This window comes from Sphaerotilus montanus (assembly GCF_013410775.1).
In the GTDB taxonomy this organism is placed as follows: domain Bacteria; phylum Pseudomonadota; class Gammaproteobacteria; order Burkholderiales; family Burkholderiaceae_C; genus Sphaerotilus; species Sphaerotilus montanus.
The window spans coordinates 2,136,872-2,153,984 of the sequence record NZ_JACCFH010000001.1; the positions used below are offsets into that span (position 1 = coordinate 2,136,872).

The window sequence follows — 17,113 nt, forward strand, 5'->3', positions numbered from 1 at the left end:
CCCTCGATTCCCATGGCCCACGGACTCTCCGTCTGGTCCCTGGTGCCTTCGCTGCTCGCGCTGGTGGCCTATGCCCTGGCGGTGATGCCCGGCGCCGGTGCGCTGGCCCGGCGCGCCCTGCCGCTGGCCTGGGGGCTGCACGGCGTGGCTGGTCTCGCGCACCTGCTGGGCCTCGGTCTGGTGATGGAGGGCGCGCGCTTCGGCTTCGCTCCGGCGCTGTCGGCCACGGCGTGGCTGGTGCTGGCGGTGCATGCGGTCGAGAGCCGCTTCGTGCCGCTGCCCGGCATCCGGCGGCTGCTGGCCGCGCTGGGCGGCAGCACGCTGGTGCTGGCGCTGCTGTATCCGGGCGAGGGCGGGCTGCATCCGTCGTCGCCGTGGGCGCCGCTGCACTGGATGCTCGGGCTGGCTTCCTACGGGCTGGTGGCTGCCGCGGTGCTGCATGCCGCCTGGCTCGACCGTGCCGAGCGCACCATGCGCCTGCGCATGAAGAAGCCGGGCCCGCAGGCCGAGACCTCCGCCCCCGCGCTGCCCCTGCTGACGCTGGAAAAGCTGACCTACCGCTTCGTCTGGGCCGGCTTCGTGGTGCTGTCGCTGGCGCTGGTGCTGGGTGTCTGGGTCACGCCGGTGTGGCACTGGGACCACAAGACCGTGTTCTCGCTGCTCGGCTGGCTGGTGCTGGCAGGGCTGCTGGCCGGGCGGCAGGCCTTCGGCTGGCGTGGACGGATGGCCACGCGCGGGCTGTATGCCGGCGCCGTGCTGCTGCTGCTGGCCTATGTCGGCTCGCGCTTCGTGCTCGAAGTGCTGCTGCACCGCACGGCCTTCATCGCGATGGCGGGCCCATGAAGCTGCTGCTGATCCTGCTGACCGTGCTGGCGATCGTGTGGCTGCTGCGTGCCGCACGGCGGGTGCCTCCGCCACCAGACCGCAACGATGTGTCGCCCGAACCGACCGGGCGGGCCGTGCAGACCCTGGCGCGCTGTGCCCACTGCGGCATGCACCTGACCTCGGCCGACAGCGAGCAGCGCGACGGCCAGGCCTATTGCTGCGCCGCACACCGGCGTGCCGGACCGCGCGCGCCGTTCGGACGGCGCTGAGAGGCCGCCCGATGCGCACGACCGGATCGGCACCGGGCCGGGCTGACGAGGACGGCGGATTCGCCCGCTCCGAGCCGGTGCGTGAGGAAGCCTGGTTCGCGACCCTCGGTTTCGGTGCGGAGCGCACGCAGCCGATGGACCTGGCCCGCGGGGAGACCGTTCCGCCCGGCGCGCCCCCGGGCACTGCCTCGCCGGACGGGCCTGCGCGGCGCGCGCCCGCCCCACCGCCGGAGCCGCCCCCGGCGCCAAGGCGGCACAGCCGCATCGAGCCGCCCGCGTCCTTCCAGCGCATCTTCCGCGCCTTCACCATCGCCCGTGCGCTGCTGGGTCTGCTGCTGCTCGGCATCCAGGGGCTGGTGGTCGTCTATCTGGGCGGCAAGCCGGTCTGGTCCTCGCTGCTGGTGTGTGGTGCGCAGGTGCTGGCGGCGCTGGCGATGCTGGCCTGGCCGGTGCCGCCAGCGGGCTACATGGCCGCGTCCGGCCACCTGCGCAGCCGCTGGGCGCTGGCGACCATCGGCGTGGACCTGCTGGCCTTCACGCTGCTGCTGTTCGCGGCCGGGCCGGCGGTGAATGCCGCGGCGCTGTACATGCTGCCGGTGCTGATGGCGGCCACGCTGATGCCACGGCGCCATGCCTACGGCGTGGCCTCTGGCGTGGTGCTGCTGCTGGCCGCCGCATGGTGGGGGGCGCTGACCGAGGTCGAGATGGCTGCGGCGCTGATGCAGGCCGGCATCGCCGGCGGCGGCGTGCTGACCATCGCGATGCTGGCCGGGCAGTTGTCGGACCGCCTGGCCCGGCAGGAAGTGACCGCCCGCAGCACGCTCGAACTCGCCCGCCAGCAGGCCCGCCTGAACCGGCTGATGATCGAGGAGATGCAGGACGGTGTCATGGTCGCCGACCGTGACGGGCGCGTGCAGGCGGCCAACCCGGCGGCGCTGCAGCTCATCGGGGCGCCGGTGGCGCGGCGCTTCCTGCCCTTCGACCTGCACCACCTGCCGGCCTGGCAGCCGCTGCGCGACGCACTGGCGCGTGGCTACGCGAACGGTGTCTGGCCGGAAGGCGGGCAGGAGCTCAGCCTGCGTCTGGCGCCACCGGGTGCCGATGCCCCCTCCGAGGAGCGCCCGCTGCGGGTGCGCATGCGGTTCACGCGACGGCGCGATGCCCGCTCGGGGGAGGCGCTGTGCGTGCTGTTCCTGGAGGACGTGCGCACATTGCGCCAGCGCGCCCGACAGGAAAAGCTCGCCGCGATGGGCCGGGTCTCGGCCGGCATTGCCCACGAGATCCGCAACCCGCTGGCCGCCATCGCCCAGGCCAACGCGCTGCTCGCCGAAGACCTCACCGAGCCCGGCCAGCAGCGCCTGAGCCAGATGGTGGCCGACAACGTCGAGCGGCTGCAGCGCATCGTCGATGACGTGGCCGAGGTCTCGCCGGGCGGGTCGAGCGACGCGCCGGTGATCGAGCTGGGCACCGAGGTGGCGCGGCTGTGTGCCGAGTGGGCGCGCACGGCGGGCCTGCCGGCGGACGACAGCAGCGCGCTGTTCGTGGACACGGGCGACGAGCCGTTGCCGGTGCGCTTCGATCCGGAGCACCTGCGGCGCGTGCTGGTCAACCTGCTCGACAACGCGCTGCGCCACGGCAGCGGCCAGCCGCACGCGGTGTGGGTGCGCGTGGCGGCCCGGGCACAGGGGCATGTCGAGCTGTCGGTGGCCAGCGACGGCGAGGTGATCGCCCCCGACGTGGAGCCGCACCTGTTCGAACCCTTCTTCTCGACCCGCAGCCGCGGCACCGGGCTGGGCCTCTACATCTGCCGCGAGCTGTGCGAGCGCTACGGCGCCTCGATCGATTTCCGCCCCCGCGGGCCCGGCGCCCGCCACCGCAATGTCTTTCTGGTGGGGATGCCGCGCGTTGCCCTGCAGTCTCCCGAGGTCACTCCATGAACTACCCCGCGACGCCCCGGCTGCTGGTCGTCGATGACGAGCCCGATCTGCGCACGCTCTACGAGCTGGCGCTGCTGCGCGAGGGCTATGACATCGACACCGCCGGCACGGTCGAAGAGGCCTGGACCCTGCTGGGTGCCGCCCGCTACAGCGCCATCATCACCGACATGCGCCTGCCCGACGGCACCGGGCTGGACCTGCTGCGCCGGCTGGAGCAGGCCGGTCGGCCCGAGAAGACCATCGTCATCACTGCCTACGGTTCGGCCGAGAACGCGGTGCAGGCGCTCAAGTCCGGCGCCTACGACTACCTGACCAAGCCGGTGGATCTGCGGCAGTTCCGCAGCGTGGTGGCCTCGGCGCTCGGACGTGGTCCGGCGGTCGCTGCGGCGCCGGCAGTGCGCGGGTCGGGGCGGGTCACCCCCCGGCCAGCGGCACCGCCGGTCGTGGCGGATGCCCTGCAGCGCATGGGCGGACGCACGCCGGTGATGCAGCAGGTGCGGGTGCTGATCGACAAGGTCGCGCGCAGCATGGCGCCGGTGCTGGTCCACGGCGAATCGGGCACCGGCAAGGAACTGGTGGCGCGGGCCATCCACCAGGTCAGCCAGCGGGCGGGCGGGCCATGCATCGCGGTCAACTGCGGCGCGATCCCCGAGCAGCTGCTGGAGGCGGAGTTCTTCGGCTACCGCAAGGGGGCCTTCACCGGTGCCCACGAGGACCGCGAGGGCTTCTTCCAGGCTTCGTCCGGCGGCACGCTCTTCCTCGACGAGATCGGCGACCTGCCGCTGGCGATGCAGAGCAAGCTGCTGCGGGTGATCCAGGAGCGGGCGGTGCGGCCGGTGGGGGCGGTGGCGGAGGTGCCGCTGGATGTGCGCATCGTCAGCGCGACGCACAAGGACCTGGCCTGCGAGGTGGCGGCGGGGCGCTTCCGGCAGGACCTGTTCTACCGGCTCAACGTGATCCAGATCCGCGTGCCGCCGCTGCGCGAGCGGCTGGACGACCTGCCGGTGCTGTGCGACATGGTGCTGGCCCGCGTGGCAGGCGAATCGGCGCTGGCGGAGGTGCCGCGGCTGACCGACGCCGCGCTGCGTGCGCTGGCGCAGTACACCTTCCCGGGCAATGTCCGCGAACTGGAGAACCTCCTGCACCGCGCGGTGGCGTTGTCGTCCGGCGGCCAGATCGACGTGGCGGATCTGGGGCTGGCCGAGACGCCGGCCAGTCCCGCCGTCGCGGAGTCCGCAATTTCCTTGCCGGCGGGCGGGCCGCCGGTCGACACGGCGGCGGTGCCTGCTGCTGCCGCGGTGGTGGGGGCCGACGTGCTGCCGGCCGATCTGGTGGCGTATCTCGACGACGTCGAGCGCGAGGTGCTGGTGCGCGCGCTGGAACACCACCGCTACAACCGCACCGCCGCCGGTGCCGCGATGGGCCTGACGCTGCGCCAGATGCGCTACCGCATGGCGCGGCTGGGCATCCAGGTGGCCGGCGACGCGCTGACGGTCGAGGACGCCGACGCGCTCGGCGATCTGGCGCCATGAGCGGCGGTCTGCGGTGGCGGCGCCGCCATGCGGCGCGGCGCGGGGCGTGGCAGGACGGCTGGTACCGGCGTGCGCGCCGGGTGCCGAGCCCGAACTTCGGCCCGCGCCCGCCGGGACTGCCGGTGCGGCTGGCGGTGGTGCACTCGATCAGCCTGCCGCCCGGGCGCTACGGTGGCGACGCGATCGAGCGCTTCTTCACCAACCAGCTCGATCCGGCGGGCCACCCCTATTTCGCGGGACTGGCCGGCGTGGCGGTTTCGGCACATTTCCTGGTGCGGCGAGGCGGCGAGGTGGTGCAGTTCGTCCGCGTCGACGACCGGGCCTGGCATGCGGGCGCCTCGGTCTGGCGCGGCGTGCCGAACTGCAATGACTACGCGCTGGGGATCGAACTGGAGGGGCTCGAAGGCCAGCGGTTCGAGGCCGCGCAGTACCGCGCCACGGCCCGCCTGCTGCGTGACGCCGCGTCTGTCTGGCCCGTCGCGGAAGTGGTCGGTCACGAACATGTGGCGCCCGGCCGCAAGGGCGATCCCGGCCCCGGATTCGACTGGCGGCGGCTGGCCAGGCTGCTGCGCCGCAGCATGAAGTGAACATCCTGGGCAGTCCGTGATTTGTCAATGGGACACTAGCGGTAGTGTTGAAAATTTTCTGATCACACTACCTGTAGCGTAGTGCTATTCTTGGAGCCAAGAAACAAAGCCAAGGCGCCTTCTTCATGACGGTGCCTTTTTCTTTGTGCCGTCACGACAAGGCAAGACAAGAAGGAGCGCCCGCCCCATGCAAACCGCCATCTCCAGCAACGCGTATTCCCCGTCCGGGGAGATCCCCGCCACCGGCGCCAGCAAGGCCTCGGCCTACGCCGGCTACCAGATCATCCGCCGCAACGGCGCCGTGGTGGCCTTCGAGCCGCACAAGATCGCCGTCGCGCTGATGAAGGCCTTCCTGGCGGTGCGCGGTGCCCACGGCGCGGCCTCGGCCAGCGTGCGCGAGGCGGTGGACACGCTGACGGAGTCGGTGGTGCGCGCACTGCTGCGCTCGCGTCCGAGCGGCGGCACCTTCCACATCGAGGACGTGCAGGACCAGGTCGAACTCGGCCTGATGCGCGGCAGCCACCACGATGTCGCCCGCGCCTATGTGCTCTACCGTGAACGCCGCTCGCAGGAGCGCCTGAGCCAGGGCCGTGCTCCCGCACAGGCCCCGACCGACCTGCAGGTGCAGGACCACGGCCAGCGCGTGCCGCTGAACCAGGGCGGGCTGCAGAAGCTGATCGAGGACTCCTGCGCCGGTCTGGGCGACGAGGTCACCGCCGCCCCGGTGCTGGCCGAGACGCGCCGCAACCTGTACGACGGCGTGCCGGTGGACGAGGTCTACAAGGCCGCCATCCTGGCCGCGCGCACGCTGATCGAGAAGGATCCCGGCTATACCCGCGTCACCGCGCGCCTGCTGATGCACACGATCCGCCGCGAAGTGCTCGGCGACGACGTGCTGCAGCACGAGATGGGCCAGCGTTACGTCGAGTACTTCCCGCAGTTCATCCGCAAGGGCGTGGACGCCGAGCTGCTCGACGAACGCATGATGCAGTTCGACCTCGTGCGCCTGGGTGCTGCGCTCAAGCCCGAGCGCGACATGAACTTCGACTACCTTGGTCTGCAGACGCTGTATGACCGCTACTTCCTGCACATCCGCAAGCAGCGCATCGAGCTGCCGCAGGCGTTTTTCATGCGCGTGGCGATGGGCCTGTCGCTGGGCGAGATCGACCGCGAAGCCCGCGCGATCGAGTTCTACGAAGTCCTGTCCACCTTCGACTTCATGTCGAGCACGCCGACGCTGTTCAACGCCGGCACGCGCCGCTCGCAGCTGTCGAGCTGCTACCTGACGACCGTGCCCGACGACCTCGACGGCATCTACGAGTCGATCAAGGACAACGCGCTGCTGTCGAAGTTCGCCGGCGGTCTGGGCAACGACTGGACCTCGGTGCGTGCGCTCGGCTCGCACATCAAGGGCACGAACGGTGAATCGCAGGGCGTGGTGCCCTTCCTGAAGGTGGTGAACGACACCGCCGTCGCGGTGAACCAGTGCTTCGCGCCGGACACGGGGGTCTACACATCCGAAGGCGTGAAGGCCATCCGCGACATCCGCCCAGGTGACCTGGTGCTCGGCCACAGCGGCCAGTACCGTGAAGTCACCGAACGCATGGTCTACAACCAGACCGATCCGATGGTGGCCATCGACGTGAAGCACACGGTCGAGCCGCTGCTGGTGACGGACGCGCATCCGTTCTGGGCGATCCAGGGTGTGCCGCTGGGTCAGGCCAATGCCCGCACCGAGGCATGGCTCGACAAGGGCAAGGTTGCGGCGGCCTGGGTCGAATCCGGCCAACTCGCGCAAGGTGACTACATCGGCTTCGCGATTCCGACCGAGGTGGTCGCGGTGCAAGGGTTCACCGAGGACGATGCCCGGATGTACGGCATCCTGCTGGGCGACGGCCACCTGTCGAAAGATGGGATGCAGTGGGGCGTTTCCGGCAACCCGCAGCGCGACGAGCACCTCGATTTCGTGCGCCAGTACCTGAGCGCACAAGGCATCCACTGCTGGGAAACCGCCCGCGGCGAAACCTATGCGCAGATCCATTGGGCGTCGGGCCGCGGCGTGCTGCGTGATGGCACGACCGGCCGCATCGTCAGCGCGGGTGCTGCGACGATGCCGTTTGTCTACGACGACCTCTACGACGCGAACCACCACAAGCGCATCGCCCCGCGCCTGGCCCACCTGCCGCGCTCGCAGACGCTGGCGCTGGTGCGCGGTCTGCTGGAGACCGATGGCTGTGTCTCGCGTGGCAAGGAACTGACGTTCACCTCTGCGTCCGAACCGCTTGCCGAGGGCGTGCGGTACCAGATGCTGCGTCTGGGCGTGCCCGTGGCCGGCCAGAAACGCACCCGCCGCCACAACCATGTGGGTCAGCGTTCGGATGGCTCCAAGGTGGTGTTCGACAGCGAAGGCACGAGCATCGATCTGCGCATCCCGGCGATCCGGGAACTGGCGACCCTGATCGGCTGCACGGCTGTCACCAAGCGCAACTGGATCGAGCGCGACGGCATCGTGTTCTCGCGTGTCCGGTCGATCCGGCCGATCACGCCCAAGCCGATGGTGGTCGACCTGAAGGTCGATGTGGACGAGTCGTACCAGACCGTTGCCGGTCTCGCGCACAACGGCGGCAAGCGCAAGGGCGCCGTCTGCGCCTACCTGGAGAGCTGGCACCTCGACATTGAGGAGTTCCTGGAGCTGCGCAAGAACACCGGCGACGACCGCCGCCGCACCCACGACATGAACACGGCGAACTGGATTCCCGACCTGTTCATGCGCCGCGTGATGGAAGGCGGCGACTGGACGCTGTTCTCGCCCTCGACCTGCCCGGACTTGCACGACCTGTTCGGCATCGCCTTCGAGCAGGCGTACACCCGCTATGAAGCCATGGCGCAGCGCGGCGAGATCAAGCTGTTCAAGCGCATCCGGGCCGTGGACCTGTGGCGCAAGATGCTCTCGATGCTGTTCGAGACCGGCCACCCGTGGATCACGTTCAAGGACGCCTGCAACGTGCGCTCGCCGCAGCAGCATGTCGGGGTGGTGCATTCATCTAATCTCTGTACCGAAATTACCCTGAACACCAACGCCAGCGAGATCGCCGTCTGCAACCTGGGCTCGGTGAACCTGGCCCAGCACCTGACCGACGGCCCGGACGGCACCCGCGTGCTCGACACCGCCAAGCTGAAGAAGACGATCTCGACGGCGATGCGCATGCTCGACAACGTCATCGACATCAACTACTACGCGGTCAAGAAGGCGCGTGACTCGAACCTGCGCCACCGCCCGGTCGGCCTGGGCCTGATGGGCTTCCAGGACGCGCTGTACCAGCTGCGCGTGCCCTACGCCTCGCAGGAAGCCGTCGAGTTCGCCGACCGCTCGATGGAAGCGATCTGCTACCACGCCTACTGGGCCTCGACCGATCTGGCCGCCGAGCGTGGCCGCTACCAGAGCTACGCCGGCTCGCTGTGGGACCGCGGCATCCTGCCGCTGGACTCGCTCAAGCTGCTGGCCGAACAGCGCGGTGGTTATGTCGAAGTCGACACGTCGTCCACGCTGGACTGGGACGCGCTGCGCACCCGCATCGGCGAAGTCGGCATGCGCAACTCGAATTGCGTGGCCATCGCCCCCACGGCGACGATCTCCAACATCATCGGTGTGGACGCCTCGATCGAGCCGAGCTTCGGCAACCTCTCGGTCAAGTCCAACCTGTCGGGCGAGTTCACCATCATCAACGAGTACCTCGTGCGGGATCTGAAGAAGATCGGCCTGTGGGACGACATCATGGTGATGGACCTCAAGCACTTCGACGGCTCGCTGCGCCGCATCGACCGTGTGCCGGAGGAGCTGAAGCGCCTGTACGCGACGGCCTTCGAGGTCGAGCCGCGCTGGCTGGTGGAAGCGGGTGCACGCCGCCAGAAGTGGATCGACCAGGCCCAGTCGCTGAACATCTACATGGCGGGTGCCTCGGGCAAGAAGCTCGACGAGACCTACAAGCTGGCGTGGCTGCGCGGCCTGAAGACGACCTACTACCTCCGCACGACCAGCGCCACCAGCGCCGAGAAGTCGACGGTCGGTGCCGGCTCGCACAACGCGGTCAGCTCGGGCAGCACGGGTGGAATGAACGCCGCGTCCTCGCTCGACAAGGCCGCCGCTGCCGCCCAGGCGCTGATGGCTGCTGCCGCTGCGGACGCAACCCCGGCCACGGACGTCAAGTTCTGCGCGATCGACGATCCGGGCTGCGAAGCCTGCCAGTGAGTCCGACCCGTCCATGACCACGGGATGAAACCGTCCGGACACCAGCGCTTCGGGGCTTGAAACCCCCAAGAATTGCTTGGTGTTTGGACACAACATTCCGATAATTCACCCCCACTAGGAAGTCAGACATGCTGGTCTGGGAAGACACCCCGCGTTCCACGCCCACCCCCTCGAATTTCACTGAACCGAACGGCGCACACGCCGCATCGGAAGCAGCTTCGACGGCCGTGCGCGGCGCGAGCGAGCGCCGCGTCAACGCCGCCGACAAGCGCATCATCAACGCCAAGACGGACGTCAACCAGCTCGTTCCGTTCAAGTACAAGTGGGCCTGGGACAAGTACCTCGCCACCTGCGCCAACCACTGGATGCCGCAGGAAGTGAACATGAGCCGCGACATCGCGCTGTGGAAAGACCCGAATGGTCTGACCGAAGACGAGCGCCGCATCGTCAAGCGCAACCTCGGTTTCTTCACCACCGCCGACTCGCTGGCCGCCAACAACATCGTGCTGGGCACCTACCGCCACATCACGGCGCCCGAGTGCCGCCAGTTCCTGCTGCGCCAGGCGTTCGAAGAAGCGATCCACACCCACGCCTACCAGTACATCGTCGAGAGCCTCGGGCTGGACGAGGGCGAGGTGTTCAACGCCTACAACGAAGTCCAGTCGATCCGCGACAAGGACGAGTTCCTGATCCCCTTCATCGAGGCGATCATGGACCCGCACTTCAAGACCGGCACGCCCGAGACCGACCAGACGCTGCTGAAGTCGCTGATCGTGTTCGCGTGCCTGATGGAAGGGCTGTTCTTCTACGTCGGCTTCACGCAGATCCTGGCGCTGGGTCGCCAGAACAAGATGACGGGCGCTGCCGAGCAGTACCAGTACATCCTGCGCGACGAGTCGATGCACTGCAACTTCGGCATCGACCTGATCAACGCGCTGAAGCTGGAGAACCCGCACCTGTGGACCGCGGAGTTCAAGGCCGAGATCGTCGCGCTGTTCCGCAAGGCGGTCGATCTGGAGTACGCCTACGCCGAGGACACCATGCCCCGTGGCGTGCTCGGCATGAACGCGGCGATGTTCAAGGGCTACCTGCGCTACATCGCCAACCGGCGCGCGGTGCAGATCGGTCTCGACGAGCTGTTCCCCGGAGAGGAAAACCCCTTCCCGTGGATGAGCGAGATGATCGATCTGAAGAAGGAACGCAACTTCTTCGAAACCCGCGTGATCGAGTACCAAACCGGCGGCGCGCTGTCCTGGGATTGATGAACACCACCATCCCGTGCAGCCCGACCGCCCCCTGCATTCAAGGTCGCCGACGGTCTCCTGCAGACCGACTGGCCGATCGAGGATCATCCGGGGCCTTGTCCGGCGCCCGGGTGTGTTGTGTCAACCTCATCTAGGAGAACTGTGATGGCATCGAAGAAGACGGCTGCGGCCCCCAAGGCTGTCGCGGCAACACCGGCCGCAACCCCTGCTGCCAAGCCCGCGAAAAAGGCCGCCCAGGCCGCTGCACCGGTTGAAGTCGTGGTGGCGGCTGCGCCGGCTCCGGCACCTGCTGCGGCGCCTGTGAAGAAGGCTGCTGCGAAGAAGGCCGCTGCGCCGAAGACGGCGGCCGCTCCGGTGGCTGTTGCTGCTGCCCCGGCACCGGAACCGGCGCCCGCACCGGCGCCGGTCGCCGCGCCTGCCGCGCCGGCCAAGAAGGCTCCGGCCAAGAAGGCCGCTGCCGTGGCTGCTCCTGCTCCGGCGCCGGTCGCTGCTGCACCGGTGGCCGTGGCTGCTCCTGCCGCTGCGCCGAAGAAGGCTGCTGCGAAGAAGAAGGCGGCACCGGTCGCTGAAGTGGCGGCTCCTGCGCCGGCACCCGCACCGGTCGAGGCCCCCGCCCCGGCACCGGCGAAGAAGGCTGCCGCGAAGAAGCCGGCTGCCAAGAAGGCTGCCGCCGTGGCTGCCCCGGTCGCTGCACCTGCCCCCGCGCCTGTGGAAGCACCGGCCCCCGCGCCGGCCGCCAAGCCGGCCAAGAAGGCTGCTGCGCCGAAGAAGGCTGCAGCCACCAAGGAAGTCGCCGCTGCCAAGCCGGCTGCGAAGAAGACCGCCAAGAAGGCCGTGCCGGCTTCGGCATCGTCCTCGACCGCCAAGACCACGCTCAGCCCGCAGGCCGCCTGGCCCTTCCCGACGGGCGAAAAGCCCTGAGTGAACGCGTCGGCGCCTCGGCGTCTATGACCTGAAAGCCCGGCAGATGCCGGGCTTTTTTCATGGCCTGGACGCGGTCAGGTGATGCGGTAGAGATCCAGCCGGACGCGGTGGGCTTCGCGTGCGCCGCAGGCCAGGGCCAGCACCTTGTTCAGATGCTGCCAGGCCGGCGCAGCCGTGCTGAAGCGCACCACGGTGCGGAAGTACATCGCATCGCGTGCCACCGGCTCGCCCCGGGCCAGTTGCGCCAGCACCTCGGGCGGGCCATGCCGCAGACCTTCGCTGCGCACCTCGACCAGCGCGCCGTCGTCGGTGCGGATCACGTAGTGCGCGGCGATCTCGATCACGCCGTCCGGGCGCAGGATCTGCCAGTCGACACCGCCTTCGGCGATCTGGCCGTTCAGCTCCGGCCCGTGGACGCGTCCGCCGAGCAGCGGCACATAGCGCCGCTCCCCGGCCGGCAGCAAGCCCAGACTGGTGACGCCGGCCACCTCGCAGTCGATGCGGGTCATCGGCACGAGCGGCGGCGGGGCAGGAAAGGCATCGGGCATCGGCGGTCTCCAGGGTCGGCATGGCGGGCCTCAGGCCATCCCCTATGGACAGCGGCACCTCAACCGCGATCATCGCCGGGTCGCGGTGCGCCCGCCTGGTCTGCCTGTGGTCCCAGAAGATGACAATCCTTGCCCAGCTCCCCCACCACCCGGCCCGTACCGAAGAGGGCGCGCTCGCCGCGCTGGTCATGGCCATCGGCGGCCCGGCCTTTGCCACACAGGCGCTGACGGCCCTGAATGCGCCATTGCAGGCCGCGTCCTGGTCGGTCTACCGGGTGTGGCGGGACCGGACGCCCGAGTTGTGCCTGTCGGCCAGCCACGGCGTGGCGGACACCACGCGCGCGTGCTTCGACGCCTACTGCGACGGCCTGTACCGGCGCGACTGCAGCTTCGACCTCGCGCGCAAGGCGCCGGTGCCGGGCGGCGCCACCGTGCTGCAGATGCGGGCTGTCGATGCGCCGACGCCGGAGCACCGCGAGCGCATCTACCGGCGCCACGGCATCCTGGAACGGCTGTCCGTGGTGTCCGCCGAGGACGATGGGGCGCTGCTCGCGGTCAACCTCTACCACCACGCGCACCAGGGTGATTTCTCGGGACGCGAGTGCGAGCAGTTCGTGCGCATCGCGCCGCTGGTGCTGGCTGGTGTGCGGCGACACCTCGCGCTGGTGGGGCCACAGGCCCCCGTGCCAGCCGAGTGCACGGGCCGAGCCGCCTTGCAGGCCGCGTGCGCGGACCTGACGACGCGCGAACTCGACGTCTGCGAGCGCCTCCTGCGCGGCTGGAGCCACGACGGCGTGGCCGCGGACCTGGGCCTCTCGGTGGCCACGGTCAAGACCTACCGCACCCGGGCCTTCCGGCGGCTCGGGCTGCACTTCCGCAGCGAGCTGTTTGCCCGCTTCGGCACCGCGCGGTCGGCGGCCGGGCATCACTGAGGACGGAGGGTGCGCAGTCGCCTTCTGGGATGACAGCGCGGAAGCGGCCATGCACCGACACTGGGCGGCAGGTGCCTTCCTGCCTCCATCTGCGTCCACCTTTGCGGAGCGTCCTGCCATGCCCCATCCCTCCCGCCGCCACGTGCTCGCTGCGGCCAGCGCCGTCCTGATGGTTCCGCTGGCCCCGCTGGCCGTGCAGGCCCAGACTTTCCCCGACAAGCCGCTGCGGCTGAGCGTCGGCTTTCCGCCCGGGACCGGCCCGGACGTCGTGGCCCGGCTGCTGGCGCAGAAGCTCGGCGAGCTGCTCAAGCAGCAGGTCGTGGTGGACAACAAGGCCGGCGCTGGCGGTCAGATCGCGGCGCAGGCCGTCGCCAAGAGCGCACCCGACGGCTACAACCTGCTGCTCGGCGAAGTCGGCTCCATCGCCATCGCGCCCCCGGCGTTCAGCAAGCTGCCCTACGACCCGGCGCGCGAGCTGGTCGGGTTGAGCGAGGTGGTGCGGGCCGACTTCCTGCTTGTCGTGCCGGCCACATCGCCGCACAAGACCGTGGCCGATCTGGTCAAGGCGAGCAAGGCGCGCAGTGACCGCACGAACATCGCTACCTTCGGCGCCGGCACGCCCGGCCATTTCGGTGCCGAACTGTTCGCAGATGCCGCGGGCTTCAAGATCGAGCCGATCCACTACCGCGCCACGGGTGATGCGGTCACGGCGATCGTGGCGGGTGATGTGGTCGGCGCCTTCGTCTCCACGGCGCTGGGTGCAGCGCAGGTCAAGGGCGGCAAGATGCGCGCGCTGGCGACCACTGCAGCGCAGCGCTCTGCGCTGCTGCCCGACGTGCCGACCTTCGCGGAAGCCGGGATGCCGTCGATCGACTTCTCGGCGTGGTTCGCGGTGTTCGCGCCAGCGGGAACGCCGGCCGCCGTGCTCGATCAGCTCAACCGCCAGATCGTCGCCGCCGTGCAGGCGCCCGAGACCCGCGCCAAGCTGCAGGAAGCCGGCTTCAGCGTGCTCGGCACCTCGCGCGCCGACACCGAGCGCATGCTCAAGGCCGAGGCCACGCGCTGGGCCGCTGCGGTCAAGGCGACCGGGTTCAAGGGCGACTGAGGCTCGCCCGCCGCCGCCGTCGGTCCGGGCTCAGAACAGCGCCCGGTACTCCCGCAGCACCCGCTCGCTGTCCACGCCCACGCAGACCGCCTGGTCGCGTATCCCGTCCCAGTGCGGCGACGGGTCGGGGTGGCCCGGCAGGCGCTGGATGGTCTGGCCGCAGGCGATGCCGTCGGTGACGACGCGCACCGGGCCATGGCGCAGCGTGAACAGGCTCGGGTCGAGCGCACAGGCCACCGCGCTGGCGTCGTGGCTGTAGATGCCGCCGCCGGTGCGCGGTTCGTAGAAACGCTCGTAAAAACGCGTGATGCCGCGGATGTAGTGGCCGTGAACGCCGCCCTCGCGGCCGATCTCGTCGAGGTAGGCCGTGCTCATGCGGATCTGGTGCGTCACGTCCAGACCGACGAAGGTCACCGGCCAGTCGGCGGTGGCCACGAGGTCGGCGGCGTGCGGGTCGCCGTGGATGTTGGCCTCCGCCACCGGGGACATGTTGCCGCCGTGGCCGAGCGTGCCGAAGGCGCCGCCCATCAGCACGACGCCGCGCACATGGCGTGGCAGGTCCGGGTCGATCTGCAGCGCATGCGCGATGTTGGTCAGCGGGCCGACCGGCACCAGCACCAGCTCGCCCGAATACCGGCGCGCCATCTCGATGATGAACAGGGCGGCGGCGCGGCCGTCGAGCGTGTCGTTCTCGGCCGGCGCGGTGCCGACATCGCCCAGCCCGTCTTGGCCATGCACGAAGTCGGCGTACCCGCTGGACGGCTTCACGATCGCTCGCGCCGCGCCGCGCGCCACTGGCACGTGGTGGATGCCGAAGCGTTCGCGCAGCGACAGCGCGTTGCGGGTGGTGGTGTCGACCGAGGCGTTGCCGAACACGGTGGTGATGCCGACCAGCTCGGCGCGCGGGTCGCGGGCGAGCATGAACAGCGCCATCGCGTCATCGATGCCAGGGTCGGTGTCGAACAGGATCTTGGTGGTCATGGCGGAGGGTCTCGGGGTCAGGCGGCGGGCGTGAAGGCCTCGACCTCCGCGCGGGTGGGCATGGCGGACTGCGTGCCGAGCCGGGTCACGGCCAGCGCGGCGGCGACCTGGGCGCGCGTCAGGGCGGCGGGGATCGGCAAGCCCTCGGCCAGCCCCGCGGCCAGCGCGCCGACGAAGGTGTCGCCCGCGCCGGTCGTGTCCACGGCGGTGACCCGCGGCGCGGGCAGGGCGAGCGCGCCGTCCGGGCCGACATGCAGCAGGCCGGCCGAGCCGAGCGTGACCACCACCTGCGACGGGCCGCGCTGGCGCAAGGTGTGCGCGGCGGCTTCGATCTGGGCCGGCGTGTCGGTGGGCAGGCCGGTGAGCATCTCTGCTTCGATTTCGTTGACGACGAGCCAGTCCACGGCGGCCAGCAGCGCGTCGTCGAGCGGCTGCGCGGGCGCGGCGTTGAGCACCGTGCAGACGCCCGCGCCATGCGCCAGCGCCAGCGCGGCGCGCACCGTGTCGAGCGGGCATTCGAGCTGCGCGACCGCCACCTTGGCCTGTCGGATCGCGGAGGCGCTGGCCGCGACCTCTGCCGGCGTGTAGCGGTGGTTGGCACCGGGAATGACGATGATGCTGTTCTCTCCGCTGGGCATCAGCACGATGATGGCCGTGCCGGTGGGCGCGTCGGTGTCCTGGCCCACCGCCGAGGTGTCGATGCCGTCGGCCTGCAGCGCCTGCGTCAGCGCCGCGCCATGCGCATCTCGCCCGACGCGGCCGAGCATCGCCACCGCCGCGCCCATCCGCGCCGCCGCCACCGCCTGGTTGGCGCCCTTGCCGCCGCTGTCGGTGCTGAAGCCGGTGCCGATCAGCGTCTCGCCCGGGGCGGGCAGGCGCGGGGTCTGGACCCGCAGGTCCATGTTCAGGCTGCCGATGACGGCAACCGCGGCGACCGAGGTGGCGATGGGGGAGGCGGGCATGGCGGGGCTTTCCAGGTCAGGCGAAGGGCCAGGGGCCGTAGTGCTGCTCGAACTGCGCGCGGATTTCGGCGCGGCTCGGGCGGTGGTTCTGGCAGCCCTGGACGGCGATCTTGATCGAGCCGAGCACGCTGCCGAGCTGTGCGCCCTGCAGCAGCGGCTGGCCCTCGGCCAGCGCGAGCAGCAGGCCGGCACGGTAGGCGTCGCCGCAGCCGGTCGGGTCCTTCACCTGCACGGCCGGCACGGGGGCGACAGTGTGGATGTCGCCGTTCTGGTAGACGTGGGAGCCTTCGCCGCCGCGGGTGACGATGAGCGTCTGCACGCGCTCGGCCAGCGCGGCCAGCGACAGTCCGGTCTTGTCGCAGATCAGCTCGACCTCGTAGTCGTTGCAGACCAGCACGGGCGCCTGGTCGATCATCGCCAGCAGCTGCTCGCCGCTGAACAGCAGGATGTTCTGACCCGGGTCGAGCACGAAGGGCAGGCCGGCTTCCGCCATCTCGCGGGTGTGCAGCACCATCGCGTCTGGTGCATCCGGCCCGACGAGGCCGCAGGCGACCGCACCGGCCTGCGCCAGCGGGATCTCGGCCGAGCGGCCCATCGCGCCGGGGTGGAAACCGGCGAGCTGGTTGTTCGACAGGTCGGTGACGATGAAGCACTGCGCGGTGTAGGCGTCCGCGGCGGTCACGATGCAGCTCTGGTCCACGCCGGTGCGCAGGTTGTGCTCGCGGTAGGGGCCGAAGTCGTCGCCGACCATGCCCATCGGCACCGCCTCACCGCCGAGCAGCGCGTAGTTGTAGGCGATGTTGCCCGCGCAGCCGCCGTACTCGCGGCGCATCTTCGGCGACAGGAAGGACAGGTTGATCTTGTGGATCTGGTCCGGGAGGATGTGGTCGGTGAACTGGCCCTCGAACACCATGATGGTGTCGTAGGCGATGGAGGCGGCGATGGCGGCGCGGGTGGTCATGGGCGTGGGTTTGGGCGATCAGTGACAGGCGGCGGC

The 17,113-nt window shown here is 70.1% G+C and carries 14 protein-coding genes; 10 read left to right on the forward strand and 4 right to left on the reverse strand.

Features of this window, described 5'->3' with window-relative positions; genetic code table 11:
- The first annotated feature begins 12 nt into the window (after positions 1-12).
- The 8 genes from BDD16_RS09715 to BDD16_RS09750 all read left to right on the forward strand — a co-directional run bounded on the left by BDD16_RS09715 (position 13) and on the right by BDD16_RS09750 (position 11,585).
- Positions 13-843: a cytochrome C assembly family protein gene (locus BDD16_RS09715; RefSeq protein ID WP_179633758.1), complete on the forward strand. Its 831-nt coding sequence runs from the start codon at positions 13-15 to the stop codon at positions 841-843.
- A complete protein-coding gene (locus BDD16_RS09720) occupies positions 840-1,094 on the forward strand; it encodes a PP0621 family protein (protein WP_179633759.1) in 255 nt (84 codons plus the stop codon). The genes BDD16_RS09715 and BDD16_RS09720 overlap by 4 nt, the downstream gene beginning before the upstream one ends.
- Before the next feature lie 11 nt (positions 1,095-1,105).
- Positions 1,106-3,031: a sensor histidine kinase gene (locus tag BDD16_RS09725; protein ID WP_179633760.1), complete on the forward strand. Its 1,926-nt coding sequence runs from the start codon at positions 1,106-1,108 to the stop codon at positions 3,029-3,031.
- A complete protein-coding gene (locus BDD16_RS09730) occupies positions 3,028-4,563 on the forward strand; it encodes a sigma-54-dependent transcriptional regulator (protein WP_179633761.1) in 1,536 nt (511 codons plus the stop codon). The genes BDD16_RS09725 and BDD16_RS09730 overlap by 4 nt, the downstream gene beginning before the upstream one ends.
- Positions 4,560-5,150: a 1,6-anhydro-N-acetylmuramyl-L-alanine amidase AmpD gene (gene ampD / locus BDD16_RS09735; protein WP_179633762.1), complete on the forward strand. Its 591-nt coding sequence runs from the start codon at positions 4,560-4,562 to the stop codon at positions 5,148-5,150. Before BDD16_RS09730 ends, ampD begins: the two co-directional genes overlap by 4 nt.
- A 187-nt stretch (positions 5,151-5,337) precedes the next feature.
- Entirely contained in the window at positions 5,338-9,399 is a 4,062-nt protein-coding gene (locus BDD16_RS22965; protein ID WP_179633763.1) for a ribonucleoside-diphosphate reductase subunit alpha, read from the forward strand.
- Between the two features lie 128 nt (positions 9,400-9,527).
- A complete protein-coding gene (locus tag BDD16_RS09745) occupies positions 9,528-10,661 on the forward strand; it encodes a ribonucleotide-diphosphate reductase subunit beta (RefSeq protein ID WP_179633764.1) in 1,134 nt (377 codons plus the stop codon).
- A gap of 147 nt (positions 10,662-10,808) precedes the next feature.
- A complete protein-coding gene (locus BDD16_RS09750) occupies positions 10,809-11,585 on the forward strand; it encodes a histone H1 (protein WP_218897758.1) in 777 nt (258 codons plus the stop codon).
- A 77-nt stretch (positions 11,586-11,662) separates the two neighbouring features.
- Here BDD16_RS09750 and BDD16_RS09755 read toward each other — a convergent pair whose 3' ends face one another.
- Positions 11,663-12,136: a DUF3237 domain-containing protein gene (locus tag BDD16_RS09755; protein ID WP_179633766.1), complete on the reverse strand. Its 474-nt coding sequence runs from the start codon at positions 12,134-12,136 to the stop codon at positions 11,663-11,665.
- 119 nt (positions 12,137-12,255) lie between these two features.
- On the opposite strand from BDD16_RS09755, the gene BDD16_RS09760 reads away from it, so the two are divergent.
- Both BDD16_RS09760 and BDD16_RS09765 read left to right on the forward strand, forming a co-directional pair.
- On the forward strand, positions 12,256-13,068 hold the full coding sequence (locus BDD16_RS09760) for a helix-turn-helix transcriptional regulator (protein ID WP_179633767.1): 813 nt from the start codon (positions 12,256-12,258) through the stop codon (positions 13,066-13,068).
- Between the two features lie 118 nt (positions 13,069-13,186).
- The gene (locus BDD16_RS09765) at positions 13,187-14,173 is read left to right on the forward strand and encodes a Bug family tripartite tricarboxylate transporter substrate binding protein (protein WP_179633768.1); all 987 of its coding nucleotides are present in this window, start codon (positions 13,187-13,189) and stop codon (positions 14,171-14,173) included.
- Positions 14,174-14,203: 30 nt separating this feature from the next.
- Here the strand turns inward: BDD16_RS09765 and BDD16_RS09770 are convergent, their stop codons facing one another.
- From BDD16_RS09770 to BDD16_RS09780, 3 genes are read right to left on the reverse strand one after another with little or no spacing between them, the layout of a single operon-like run.
- Positions 14,204-15,154: a nucleoside hydrolase gene (locus BDD16_RS09770; RefSeq protein ID WP_179633769.1), complete on the reverse strand. Its 951-nt coding sequence runs from the start codon at positions 15,152-15,154 to the stop codon at positions 14,204-14,206.
- 17 nt (positions 15,155-15,171) lie between these two features.
- Positions 15,172-16,116, reverse strand: a complete 945-nt coding sequence (rbsK, locus tag BDD16_RS09775) for a ribokinase (protein WP_179633770.1) — start codon at positions 16,114-16,116, stop codon at positions 15,172-15,174.
- 16 nt (positions 16,117-16,132) lie between these two features.
- Positions 16,133-17,077, reverse strand: a complete 945-nt coding sequence (locus tag BDD16_RS09780; protein ID WP_179633771.1) for a carbohydrate kinase family protein — start codon at positions 17,075-17,077, stop codon at positions 16,133-16,135.
- Positions 17,078-17,113: the final 36 nt, after the last annotated feature.